Source organism: Sediminicola sp. 1XM1-17 (assembly GCF_037203765.1).
GTDB lineage: Bacteria > Bacteroidota > Bacteroidia > Flavobacteriales > Flavobacteriaceae > Sediminicola.
Genome location: NZ_JBBCAS010000006.1, coordinates 208,781 through 221,683 on the forward strand (window position 1 = coordinate 208,781; position 12,903 = coordinate 221,683).

Genomic DNA, 12,903 nt, shown 5'->3' on the forward strand with positions numbered 1-12,903 from the left:
AAATATTAATTTTAGGAATAATTGAATAATACCAATATGGAGGTTAAAAAAGTTATCCTTGCCATTGCTGTTTTAGGATTTTTAATTGGATGTAAAAACAAGACAAAAGAACCATCGTCCGTGAAAGAGAATTCGGAGTTATCTTATTATCAAGAGCCGTACAGGCCCCAGTTTCATTTTACACCAGAAAAAATGTGGATGAACGATCCCAATGGCTTGGTCTACCACAAAGGTCTCTATCATCTTTTCTATCAATATTATCCGGAGGATACAGTTTGGGGACCTATGCACTGGGGGCATGCAGTCAGCAAGGATATGATGCATTGGGAGCACAGGCCGATTGCCCTGTTCCCGGACGAACACGGTCTTATTTTTTCTGGTAGTGCAGTGGTTGATGTGAACAATACCTCCGGTTTTGGCAGTCCCGAAAATCCAGCCTTGGTGGCCATCTTTACATACCACCTTATGGAGGGAGAGGAAGCAGGTAGGAAAGATTTTCAGACGCAGGGTATTGCCTATAGTTTGGACAACGGTGACACATGGACAAAATACACCGGGAATCCGGTAATTGAGAACACTGGTATAAGAGATTTTAGGGATCCCAAGGTATTCTGGAACGATAAAGCAAACAAATGGACAATGCTCTTGGTAGCCGGAGACCACCTGCAAATTTGGGAATCCCCAAATTTGATTGATTGGCAATATACCAGTGAATTTGGTAGGCAACAAGGTGCCCATGGTGGCGTATGGGAATGTCCGGATCTATTTCCCTTAGAAGTGGAAGGCACCACTGAAAAAAAATGGGTTTTATTGATCAGCATTAATCCAGGAGCCCCCAATGGAGGTAGTGGTACGCAATATTTTATAGGCGATTTCGATGGTTCTACCTTTACATCTGATCAGCAAGAAGCACGGTGGATAGACCTTGGGAGGGATAATTATGCCGGGGTGACGTACAATAACGTTCCCAACGAAGATCGTATTTTTATTGGATGGATGAGCAATTGGGACTACGCCAGGGATACACCAACCGAAAAATGGCGCAGTGCCATGACATTGCCACGAAAATTGAGCCTACGAAAGGTAGGTAGTGGTTATGGGCTCTTCAATTTTCCGTTGGAAGGTTTTGATGGTCTAGTGGAGAAGGCACCATTGCAAAAGGTAGCCGTACGTTCTATGGATGTGCTGTCCGTTCCAAATGAAAACCTGAATCAATCAGATCTCATGTTCAAAACAGGTGCCGCTAGTTTTCAGCTTATCTTTACGAATGACCTAAAGGAAAAATTGGTAGTTGTTGTAGATAGGAAGAACAAGATGTTGATCCTAAATAGGGCTAATTCTGGTAGAACAGGTTTCCATAAGTCTTTTCCGGATCCCATTCAGAAAATGCCACTGTCCGATTTGCCATCCGGAAAAATAAATTTTAGAATCATAATGGATTGGTCCTCTTTGGAGCTTTTTGTGAACGATGGGCAGCATGTAATGACCACACAGCTGTTTCCCACAAGTCCTTATAACAATCTCGTGATAAAGAATATGGAGGAAAATGAGCTTCAGTTGGAAGATTTTCAACTTTCCAAGGTGAAGTCCATCTGGTAATGCCAAGGATATTTTTTTCATTTTAGCGACTTTTATTACGACCTTGCAGGCATTTTTGAATACATGGATACAAACTTGGTTGATCATAAGAGTGCTTTGCAAAATTTATTTCCTCGAATAATAATCATAATGGTTTTTTTTATGTCCACGGCGACAGTCAAAGGGCAATTAATACAAGAGGACAAAATGCTTCATTTTGGGGTTGGTGCGGCCATTGGCGCGGGGACAACGGGATTGGTGTATGGCATTACAAAGAATAGGACAAAGGCGGTCATCTGGGGTATTGGCTTAAGTACATTGGCGGGTATCGCCAAAGAAGTTGTGGATCATAATAGTTATGGAAAAGCGGATACCGGGGATATGCTTGCCACCACTTTGGGTGGAGTGGTAGGTTCCTTCAGTATAAAGATTGCTATTGGAAATGGGCGTCGCAGAAGGTGATTGTTTTCCAATAGAATAGAATTTGGAACGAAGTCGTTATAAAATTCGCTAAAACAAAAAATCCCCACCGAAGTGAGGATTTTTTTGTGGTGCCTCCAGTCCCGATGCTTCGGGAGAACCAGGGTGTGTTTATTTGTTTTTTAGGATGTCGATGAGGATGTCAGGGGAAACGATGATTTTTTCAATGAATCTTCTGCTTTTCATTCTTTTGATAAACCTTTCAAGAAACAGTGCGTCTTTTTTGGATGGCACCTCTTTTTCAAGAGCTAGAGTCCAGTCGTTTGCTATTTTGGTAAAGTTGTTTTTGAAACGATGCTCCAAATGTTGTGCTAACCTATTTTGGGGATTGGAAGATTCTCCAACATAGTACTTGTTGGCCTTTTTGCTGTAAAGAATGTAAATCCAATGTTTCATAAAATGCCTTAAAACAAAAAATCCCCACCGAAGTGAGGATTTTTTTGTGGTGCCTCCAGGAATCGAACCAGGGACACATGGATTTTCAGTCCATTGCTCTACCAACTGAGCTAAGGCACCAAGCCGTTTAAGCGGTTGCAAATATAATTTCAATTTTGCGATATCCAAACAAAAATCAAAAAAAAGCAGATAGTTTTTTTTCAAATGATGATCTTTGTAACATGAACCTCATAGTTGATGCTGGTAATTCTTTTGTGAAACTCGCTGTGTTTGATAGGGATAGGATGCTTTCATATCAAAAAGTAGGGGTGGATGATTTTTGCAATAAGGTCAAAGAATTTTTTTCAGAATTCCCGAATATTGATCATTCAATCGTCTCTTCCGTCGGATTTTTGGAAAAAAAGCATCTGGCTTTCATTGCTATTTTCAGTAAAGTCCACCTTTTGAGCTCTAAAAGTCTTGTGCCCTTCAAGAATTCCTATGCATCTCCCCAAACCTTGGGGGTGGACCGTATTGCTCTGGCCACGGCTGCCTTTTACCATAATCCAAAAGGAAACACCCTGGTCATTGATGCAGGTACGTGCATTACGTATGACATGATCAATGATATAGGGGAATATTTGGGAGGTGCCATATCCCCCGGGATTACTATGAGGTACAGGGCGCTGCACGACCAAACGTCCAAATTGCCCTTGTTGGAAGCGGAGGAGATCTTGGATTTTATTGGCAATACAACTGCCTCCAGTATACATAGTGGGGTGGTCAACGGTGTTTGTAATGAAATAGATGGGGTCATTCAACAGTATAATGCAAGATTTGTAAATTTAACAGTTATTTTAACGGGTGGGGATATGCAATTTTTGTCAAAACGATTAAAAAATACCATATTTGCGCATTCTAAATTTCTCCTAGAGGGGTTAAATTATTTGCTCGAATACAATAAACGATAAATGATCAAAAAATTTGTAATTGCAATTGTCTACTGTGCAACTTGTATAATCTATTCCCAAAACGGTACAGTATCCCCTTATTCTTTCGGTATTGGCGATTTAAATGCAGTAGGAACTGTGGAAAATCAAATGATGGGTGGCGTGGCCATCTATGCAGACAGCATACATGTCAACCTCAGAAATCCTTCAGCCTATTCGAAACTTGCGTTGACCACCTATACAGCCGGTCTAACAAGAAAAGAGTCTAGATTAAAGACCTTTGACGATCAGGAAAATGCTTCGGTATCCAATTTGGACTACCTGGCCATAGGTCTTCCTTTGGGCAAAGGCTTTGGCTTGGGCTTTGGACTGATGCCTTTCTCTTCCGTGGGTTACAATGCGGTAACACAGAGGGTCAATGCTGAAGGCAACACGGTGACCTATTCTGCCTCAGGAGAGGGAGGATTGAGCAGATTGTATACCTCGCTGGGGTATGAGGTTTTTAAGGACTTTAGTATAGGTGCAACTTTGAATTTTAATTTTGGGACCTTAAACAACGAAAGGATACAAACAGAGGAAGGTGTGCAGTTCGGTACTTTGGACAGGAGAGAATCCAGGATAAATGGGTTCGATTTTAACTATGCCGCCAATTATACCCCTAAAATTTCCGAAAAATATAGGTTGTTTACTTCTGTAGGTGTAAATACCCAAATGAATTTAGTTTCTGAAAATACGCGTACCATAGGATCATTTTCCTTGTCAACAGGGGCTGATGTTGAGGTAATTAATGTAAATTTGCAAGCACAAGGGTTGAAAAACACCGAAATCAAAGTTCCTACGACCACTACACTTGGACTTGGTATAGGAGAGGACAAAAAATGGTTTATGGGTGCCGAATATAGTTTGCAAGGGTTATCATCTTTTGAAAATGATTTCTTGAGTAGGGACAATGTGAGTTATAACGATGCCAGTACTTTTAGTTTTGGTGGATTTTATGTTCCAGATTATTCTTCTTTTACAAGTTACTTTAAAAGAGTAACTTATAGGGCGGGAGCCAAGCTGACCAAATCAGGTTTGGTGATCAATGATAAGGAGATAAATAATTTTGGCATAACTTTTGGAGTTGGATTACCACTGGGAGGAAGTTTCTCAAATCTCAACATCGGATTCGAGTTGGGAAGAAGGGGAACGACAGATGCCAATCTGGTAGAAGAGAGTTATTTGAAAATGAATTTAGGGCTTTCTTTGAATGATAGGTGGTTCCAAAAAAGAAAAATTAATTAATAAATTTGCATTAACCATTAAAACTCAGAACAACATGAAAAAAATATTTTACTTCGCGGCTTTTGCAATAGCTGGGTACATGGGTACTGATGCTGCCCAGGCTCAGGCTCAAAATCCAGAATGTAGCAATAACCTATCTATTTACGTTGAGCATGCCAAAGTTAAAAATTACGATGCGGCCTATACCCCATGGAAAATGGTGTACGATAATTGCCCGGATCTTAACTGGGCCAACTTTGCCTACGGGGAGCGCATTCTTGCCGATAGGGTAGAGAAAGCTACTGGGGCGGATAAAAATGCCGCTATTACCCAAATGGAGCAGCTTTATGACAACAGGTTAAAGTACTTTTCCAACAAAACCAATAAGGCAGAGACCCTTATAGATAAGGTTATCTTGAAGTACGACAACAAAATGACCTCGAATGATGAGGTTTATGAGATGTTGCACAAAGCCTTTACAGAAGATCAGAAGAACTTCACCAATCCAAAGGCACTGTACCTTTACTTTTCTAGCTTGGTAGATTTGAATGCCGAAGGGAAAAAAGATTTGGATTTGGTATTTGAAACCTACGATGCCGTAATGGCAAAAATAGATGTTGAGAACGAGAAGTATACTTCGGTAATCGCTAAATTATTACCAAAGGAAGATGCAAATACATTGACCTCTAAGGAAAAAAGCCAATTAAAATCGGCCAACAGCTATTCTGAGGTATATGGTAAAATTTCTGAGAGTATTGATGGTAAATTAGGGGCATTGGCCAATTGTGAGAATTTGATCCCATTGTATGAAAAGAACTTTGAGGCCAAAAAGAATGATGTGAACTGGGTAAAGGGTGCAGTAGGAAGAATGTTCTCCAAAGAATGTACCGATGATCCTATGTTCAAAAAACTTTTCGAGGCCCAATTGGCACTGGATCCTTCTGCTGAAGCTTACATGTACGGTGCTTCCTTGAAATTGAAGGCCGGTGACTCAAAAGGTGCTGTGGCAGATTTCAATAAAGCTTTGGAATTGGAAACAGACGGTAGAAAACGTTCCGATATTGCCTATAAAATCGCTACTACTTACGTAAGAACTAGCAAGTCATCGGCAAGGAGCTATGCTCAAAAAGCTCTGGATGCCAATCCTTCCAACGGAAAGGCTTATTTGATGATCGCCAGTTTGTATGCAAGTAGTGCCAACGACTGTGGGAATACTACTTTTGAGAAAAGAGCAATTTACTGGAAGGCGGCTGATGTTGCCAGACAGGCAGGTAGGGTAGATCCTGCTTTGAGTGGAAGGGCTTCACAGGCTGCGGCCAGTTATGCCGCAAAAGCTCCATCCAAAGAAGATATCTTTAACTCAGGAATGGCTGGTAAAACAGTTTCTTTCAGCTGTTGGGTTGGAGGTAGCGTAACCGTGCCTAGCTTATAAGATGTACAATCTTATTAGAAATAATTTCAAGAACATTGCCGTAGTTTTTTCTATGGCAATGTTTTTTTTATCCTGTCAGGACAATTATAAAAGGGTCGGGAAAGAAGCCGGGGAATTGATATATCCTCAGGGCGTTGCCGAGAATTTTACGCTTACCTATACCGAGGCTAAAGAGGAGGTGGGTAGTGAAGGTAGGGTGAACACCAAAGTAATTGCTGTATTGTCGAGCCCAAGCACAGAAGATTTTGACAACCTCAGATTTAGGTACAGGACATTTCCAAATGGACTAAAGGTCGACTTTTATGACGATCAAAATAAGAAGAGCGTTATAAAGGCCGATTACGGTATTATTTATTCTGATACAAATTTGATAGATTTACAAGGTAATGTGGTGATCGAAACCCATGATGGTAAAAAGCTCGAAACACCACAGCTTTATTGGGATAGGGCCAATGAATGGATCTTTACCCAGGCAAAATTTAAGTATACCAATCCGGAAGACGGTACTATTATGGACGGGGAAGGAATGGATTTTAATAAGGATTTTAGTTTTTTCAGCGCCCATAGGACCTATGGTTTTATGAGCATTAAAGAGGAGTAATATGATCAAAGTTTTAAAATATACAGAATATCTTTATCTGGTGGTTGCCATAATAGCTATATACAAGGTGGCGACACTGTGGAGTATAGCGCCAGAGGAAACCTACATTTTTATTTTCTTTGCCGTGGTATCTTTGGGAATGTTCTTTTTCCGAAGAAATTATAGGAAGAAATTTGAGCAACGTCAGAACGATAATCAGAAGTAATAGTGGAAACCGGCATAATTATAATTCTTGCAACGCTATTATTGTCCGCCTTTTTTTCAGGAATGGAAATAGCCTTTATCTCTGCGAATAAAATTCACATAGAAATAGAGAAAAAGCAGGAAGGTATATTGGCTATGGTCCTTACCAGGCTCACGCGAAAACCATCAAAGTTTATCGCTTCCATGCTCATTGGAAACAATATCGCCCTAGTGGTCTATGGTTTTTATATGGGGGACGTCCTCATGTATTGGTTCCAGGGAATGTATCCTTCACAATATGGATTGGTCAATATTATGTTGACCGATTTTAGTTTGGTGGCACAGACCATAATATCAACCTTGGTCATACTTTTTACAGCGGAGTTCTTGCCCAAAGTACTATTCCAGATTTATTCCAATACCCTGTTGAAAATATTGGCCGTCCCGGCTTATCTGTTTTATCTGCTTTTCTCTGTTATTTCTGAGTTTGTTATTAGGATATCTGATTTTATTTTAAAGGTCCTTTTCAAAACGGATGGGGATGAAGTTCAATTGGCATTTAGTAAAATTGAACTGGGAGACTATATCACAGAACAAATGGAAACCGTGGAGGAAGAGGATGAAGTGGATTCTGAAATCCAGATTTTTCAAAATGCCCTGGAATTTTCAGCAGTAAAGGCAAGGGAGGTCATGATTCCCCGGACAGAGATAACTGCCGTTGAACTCCACGAAAAGCCTAAAAATCTGGTCAAACTTTTTACAGAGACGGGGTTTTCAAAAATTCTTATTTATAAGGGTACTATTGATAACATCATTGGATATGTCCATTCCTATGAGCTTTTTAAAAAGCCAAAAACCATTAAAAGTGTGCTTTTGCCGGTAGAGTTTGTTCCTGAAACCATGATGATTAGTGATATCCTCAATGTACTTATCAAAAAACGTAAAAGTATTGCAGTAGTTCTGGACGAATACGGTGGTACCTCAGGGATGATGACCGTAGAGGATATTGTGGAGGAGCTTTTTGGGGAGATTGAGGATGAGCATGATTCTACCGATCTCCATGAGGAGCGAATTGATGAACATACCTATAAATTTTCAGCTAGGCTTGAGGTTGATTATATCAATGAAAACTACAAACTAAACCTTCCTGAAAGTGACGAGTATGAAACGCTGGGTGGCTTAATTGTCAATGAGACCGGTGAAATCCCAGAAAAGAACAGCGAAATAAATATCGATAATTTCATGTTCACCGTTTTGGAAGCATCCAACACAAAAATTGATCTTGTTACCCTAAAAATATTGGAGAGCGACTAAGGTGGCTCTTTTCTTTTTCAAATTTTAGCACTTGCGGTTCCAAAAAAAGAGAGGTGCTATGTTTTTGTCATTACGGCCCTAGATTGTCCTAATTTTTCTTTTTTAGGTCAATGTATCCACAATGGATTTAGAATCTATCAGTTATCCCATTTTTTCTTTGCTATTTCGTAAATAAAAATTTTAATACATCAAAGAAAATGGTAATTTCGCCAACTGATTTAAAATAGTTTACATAATGGCAGTATTAGAGAAGATTAGGAAACGAACCACCGTATTGATTTTGATCATCGGTTTGGCTTTGTTTGCATTCGTGATTTCAGGTGTTTTTAGCAGTAATGGGTTTTCCGACGGAAAGGTTGGTTCTTCCGTGGCAGAAATTAATGGCGAGGAAATCTCTATAGATGAGTTCAGACAAAAAGTAGAAGCGGCTTCAAGGAGATACGGACCACAAGCTTCTTCCATGCAGTTGGTGAACAGCGTTTGGGAGCAGGAGGTAAGAAATATGGTACTTGGGCAGCAGTTTGAAGAGCTTGGTATTGATATTGAACAAGACCAAATTGTAAATTATATCAGCAGCAATCCGGCGTATAGCCAAAGTCCACAGTTCTTAAACGAAAGTGGGGTTTTTGATGCAAACAAATTCCGTGAGTTCATAGCGGACCTAAAGGCCAATAATCCTGCACAATATGAGATCTGGTTGCAAGAGGAAAAAGCTATTATTCAAATGGCCAAGGAACAGACTTACTTCAATTTGGTAAGAGCTGGTGTTGGGGCAACCTTAAAAGAAGGGGAGTTTGAGTACAAGTTGGCAAATGACAAGGTAGATCTTGACTATGTACGTGTACCTTATACATCCATTGCCGATAGTACCATAGAGGTAAGCAAAAAAGAGATAGAAAAGTATATCGCTGACCATAAAAAAGATTTCAAGCAGGAAGAATCCAGGGATATTCGTTTTGTGTATTTTGAAGAGAAGCCATCATTGGAAGATGAAAAGGCAGTTAAGGAAGAGATCGTTAAATTGTTGGACGATACAATTGAGTACAATGCTTCAAAGGATGCCAATGATACCATTGTAGGATTTGGTAAAACCACGGATTTGGCTGCCTTCTTGGATAGGAACTCCGATATGAAGTACGATACTATCTACAAGGCCAAAAATGATTTGCCTGCTAAATTTGCAGATTCATTGATCGCCTTACCAATCGGTGGGATCTATGGTCCTTACCGAGATGGGGATTTCTTCAAATTTTCCAAAATGGTCAATAAAAAATCAAATGGTTCTGTAAAGGCCAGTCACATCTTAATTTCTTGGGCCGGGGCCGAAAGAGCTGATCCATCGGTACAAAGAACAAAGGAAGAGGCTGAAAAAGAAGCGAAGGAACTTTTGGTAGAAGCTAAAAAGGACGGAGTTGTTTTTGCTGAATTGGCAAGGGATAAATCTGATGGTCCGTCTGCACCAAGGGGTGGAGATCTTGGGTACTTCCAAGAAGGAGTTATGACAGAAAAATTCAATGACGTTGCTTTCAATAACCCAGTGGGCTATATCGGACTGGTAGAGACTGAATTTGGATATCATATTGTAAAAGTGGATGACAAACAGGATATCTACCGAATTGCAACCTTGGCCAGACAAATAGAGCCTTCTGAGGAAACAATGAACAAGTTGTTTACAGATGCAACCAAATTTGAAATGGAAACGGCCGAATCAGAAGATTCTTTTGCCTCCTTGGCAAAATCCAATGATTATATGGTGAGACCGGTCAACAAGATCAAGGCAATGGATGAGAATCTTCCTGGATTGTCGGCTCAGAGACCCGTAGTACAGTGGGCTTTCAATGAAGATACCAAGGTAGGTGACATAAAAAGGTTCAATATCAATAACGGATATGCGGTAGTTCAATTGACGGCTTCTTACAAAGAAGGACTTATGTCACCTGAAGATGCATCAGTTATTGTACTTCCCAAGATTAGAAAGGAAAAAAAGGCAGAACGTATCATGGAAGCCAATAAAGGAAAATCCATGGACGCTTTGGCGAAGGACAACAATGTCAGTATGGCAACGGCTTCAGCCTTGACCATGCAAGCACCCACTATTCCTGGTGCAGGAAGGGAGCCTTATGTTGTAGGAAAGGCTTTTGCCATGGAAAAGGGAAAAACTTCTGGATTGATCAAGGGCGAGACAGGTGTATTTATGGTAGCCGTTACCAATAAGGTGGAAGCGCCAAAATTGGATAATTACAGTACCTATGCCAACAATTTAAAGGCTGCAAATGAAGCAAAAGTTGCTTCCGGGGTGTTCATTGCACTTAAAGATGCAGCAGAGATCGAAGATAAAAGATCTATCTTTTACTAGTAGGAAAATATTCAAGTCATAAAAAAAAGCCTCCCAATGGGAGGCTTTTTTTATGTTATAATGCCATATCTGAAAAGGGAATTATGGTTTTGTATCCCTTGTCAAGGAAAAAGGATTGGGATTCCTCTCTACCGGTAGCCAAGATAAAATCACCGCCCCAGGCTCCCAAGCTTTTTATGCTTCCCGGAAATTCAGGAAATAACCTGGATTTTACCGTTTCCATTTTTAGGATGTTGGAAATGCGTTTTTCGTGCTCATGGATCAGTATATTGAATTCTGCCAAGTCTTGGCAGGTCAACAATTTTTTGGTGATGAGTCCTATGTCTGAAATCAATTTGTCGGTATTGAACTCCATCTTCCGATATTGTGCAATACCTTCCCTACTGTTCTGTTTTTGGTTTAAGTGTACAAAATAGAGTTGATCTTTGAAATCGGGATCAAAATCAACTTCCTTGACCATGGGCCGCCCCTCTTTTATTTGATACGTAATGGCTGTTTTGTGCTGTGCGCATGCAATATCATAACCACTGCCAGAAAATGCCAGCCAAAGGAGCTTATAGGCATCTACCTCGGCCCATTGTGCAATGTTGTTGATCAGGGTAGAGGAGGACCCAAGTCCCCAATCTCTGGGAAAATCCAATTGGGTCTCCACTAAAAGACCTGAAGATTCTTTTAGAAAGTTTGGGTTTAAAAGGAAGGCCTCAGATAGAATCTTGATCAAGGTGTTCCTTACCGAAGATTCTGTTTTGTTATGGGTGTGCTTTTTCTTTATTTCAGCTGGTTCAAAACTAGTTTCGAACCAGATTTCCTTGGTATTGGTGTAGCTTCTCCAGATTATGGAAGAGCCTTCAATGGGAGAGATTTTGAGGGATTGGCCATAGGTAGTGGGTAGTGCCAGGCTTAGGGCTCCATCGAGCACGGCGTACTCACCGGTAATCAATAATTTGCCATGGCTGTAATAGATGTCTTCCATTATCCTTTTCGTATCTTCTGTATCGCCTCCACTACAGCGCTGTGGGTCACGGTGTGTTTTTTAAAGTGGCTCACCAGAGTGTTTTTTTCCGCCTCCGTTGCCTGTAGTTGATTTAAAATATTCATCAAGTGCATTTTCATATGTCCTTGTTGTATTCCAGTAGTGACCAGGGACCTTACGGCTGCAAAATTTTGAGCCAGACCCGCCACTGCCACCAGTTGCATCAGTTCTTTTGCCGAGGGCCTGTCCAGAATATCCAAAGCCATTTTTGCCAAGGGATGAAGGCTGGTCAGTCCGCCTACTGTTCCCAAAGCCAAAGGTATTTCTATCCAGAAGCTAAAGCGGCCATGGTCAATGGAGGCGTGCGTTAAACTGGTATATTGCCCATCTTTGGCCGCATAGGCATGTATTCCGGCTTCCACGGCACGAAAATCGTTTCCAGTTGCCAGAACCACGGCGTCTACTCCGTTCATGATGCCCTTATTGTGGGTAACCGCCCTGAAGGGCTCTACTTTGGCAATGTTAACGGCGCGGACCATTTTTTCTGCAAACTCCAAGGGCGAAATATCCTCGCCCTCCTGAAGATCTTGGATGGGGCAACTTACCTCCGCCCTGACCAAACAGTTGGGTACATAATTGGAAAGAATACTCATGACCACTTCTATATGCTTCTCTTCCCCAGAAAATTCAGCATACTCCAACGCCTCTGCTTTCCATGTTTGGGCCAATTGTTCCAAGCAGGAATTGATGAAGTTGGCACCCATGGCATCCAATGTCTCGAAGGTGCAATGAAGTTGGTAATAATCCTTGAGATCCTTGCTCTTATCGCGCAATTGGATATTCGTGATCCCGCCACCCCTTTTTTCCATGTTTTTGGTGATCGAGGAAGTGTCCTGTATTAACTTAGGTTTTACAAACTGGAAGAACCGCTCCAATTTTCGGCAATCCCCTTGGTACATAAAGTGAACCTGCCCTATTTTTTCGGTACCCAATACCTTGGTCTTAAATCCTCCCCGGTGGAGCCAAAACTTGGCAGCTTTGCTGGCTGCAGCGACCACGGAGCTCTCTTCAATGGCCATTGGGATAGCGTACAATTTATCGTTGATCAAAAAGTTGGGTGCTATGCCAAGCGGTAGATAGAAGTTGGTGATCGTGTTTTCAATAAACTCATCGTGCAGCTTTTGGAGTTCCTTGTCTGTGTTCCAATAACGCTTTATGGTCGCTTTGGTTTCCTTGGAATTATCCGTATATCGATCAGATATCCAGTCTATTTTTTCTTCTTTGGTAAGTTTTGAAAATCCTTCTATCGGGGCCATCTTCAATTGTTTGTTCTGAGGCTCAAAGATAGTGATTAACACAATAATTCACGGGACCTGTTGAACAAGAGATAGCGCAATC

At 41.0% G+C, this 12,903-nt stretch carries 12 protein-coding genes and 1 tRNA gene; 9 read left to right on the top strand and 4 right to left on the bottom strand.

Annotated features, from left to right (window positions below):
- Positions 1-36 precede the first annotated feature (36 nt).
- Both WAA86_RS10850 and WAA86_RS10855 read left to right on the top strand, forming a co-directional pair.
- Positions 37-1,599, top strand: a complete 1,563-nt coding sequence (locus WAA86_RS10850; protein ID WP_337301027.1) for a glycoside hydrolase family 32 protein — start codon at positions 37-39, stop codon at positions 1,597-1,599.
- Between the two features lie 141 nt (positions 1,600-1,740).
- Positions 1,741-2,040, top strand: coding sequence for a hypothetical protein (locus tag WAA86_RS10855; RefSeq protein WP_337301028.1), 300 nt, complete (start codon positions 1,741-1,743; stop codon positions 2,038-2,040).
- A 129-nt stretch (positions 2,041-2,169) separates the two neighbouring features.
- Here the strand turns inward: WAA86_RS10855 and WAA86_RS10860 are convergent, their stop codons facing one another.
- Both WAA86_RS10860 and WAA86_RS10865 read right to left on the bottom strand, forming a co-directional pair.
- Complete coding sequence (locus WAA86_RS10860) at positions 2,170-2,454, bottom strand: GIY-YIG nuclease family protein (protein WP_337301029.1); 285 nt, start codon at positions 2,452-2,454, stop codon at positions 2,170-2,172.
- A 47-nt stretch (positions 2,455-2,501) separates the two neighbouring features.
- Positions 2,502-2,574 (bottom strand) — tRNA-Phe (locus WAA86_RS10865).
- Between the two features lie 101 nt (positions 2,575-2,675).
- On the opposite strand from WAA86_RS10865, the gene WAA86_RS10870 reads away from it, so the two are divergent.
- The 7 genes from WAA86_RS10870 (at position 2,676) to WAA86_RS10900 (ending at position 10,532) form a co-directional block, all read left to right on the top strand.
- On the top strand, positions 2,676-3,404 hold the full coding sequence (locus WAA86_RS10870) for a type III pantothenate kinase (protein ID WP_337301030.1): 729 nt from the start codon (positions 2,676-2,678) through the stop codon (positions 3,402-3,404).
- Positions 3,405-4,667 (top strand): hypothetical protein, encoded by a 1,263-nt coding sequence (locus WAA86_RS10875; protein WP_337301031.1) that lies wholly within the window; start codon positions 3,405-3,407, stop codon positions 4,665-4,667.
- 34 nt (positions 4,668-4,701) lie between these two features.
- Positions 4,702-6,078: a tetratricopeptide repeat protein gene (locus WAA86_RS10880; RefSeq protein ID WP_337301032.1), complete on the top strand. Its 1,377-nt coding sequence runs from the start codon at positions 4,702-4,704 to the stop codon at positions 6,076-6,078.
- 1 nt (position 6,079) lies between these two features.
- On the top strand, positions 6,080-6,679 hold the full coding sequence (gene lptC / locus WAA86_RS10885; RefSeq protein ID WP_337301033.1) for an LPS export ABC transporter periplasmic protein LptC: 600 nt from the start codon (positions 6,080-6,082) through the stop codon (positions 6,677-6,679).
- A 1-nt stretch (position 6,680) separates the two neighbouring features.
- Positions 6,681-6,884 (top strand): hypothetical protein, encoded by a 204-nt coding sequence (locus WAA86_RS10890; protein ID WP_337301034.1) that lies wholly within the window; start codon positions 6,681-6,683, stop codon positions 6,882-6,884.
- 62 nt (positions 6,885-6,946) lie between these two features.
- Complete coding sequence (locus WAA86_RS10895; RefSeq protein ID WP_443217587.1) at positions 6,947-8,176, top strand: hemolysin family protein; 1,230 nt, start codon at positions 6,947-6,949, stop codon at positions 8,174-8,176.
- A 235-nt stretch (positions 8,177-8,411) separates the two neighbouring features.
- Complete coding sequence (locus tag WAA86_RS10900; protein ID WP_337301036.1) at positions 8,412-10,532, top strand: peptidylprolyl isomerase; 2,121 nt, start codon at positions 8,412-8,414, stop codon at positions 10,530-10,532.
- Positions 10,533-10,587: 55 nt separating this feature from the next.
- On the opposite strand, the gene WAA86_RS10905 is transcribed toward WAA86_RS10900, so the two are convergent.
- Entirely contained in the window at positions 10,588-11,505 is a 918-nt protein-coding gene (locus tag WAA86_RS10905) for a GYDIA family GHMP kinase (RefSeq protein WP_337301037.1), read from the bottom strand.
- On the bottom strand, positions 11,505-12,821 hold the full coding sequence (locus tag WAA86_RS10910) for a hydroxymethylglutaryl-CoA reductase, degradative (RefSeq protein WP_337301038.1): 1,317 nt from the start codon (positions 12,819-12,821) through the stop codon (positions 11,505-11,507). The genes WAA86_RS10905 and WAA86_RS10910 overlap by 1 nt, the downstream gene beginning before the upstream one ends.
- Between the last annotated feature and the right edge of the window lie 82 nt (positions 12,822-12,903).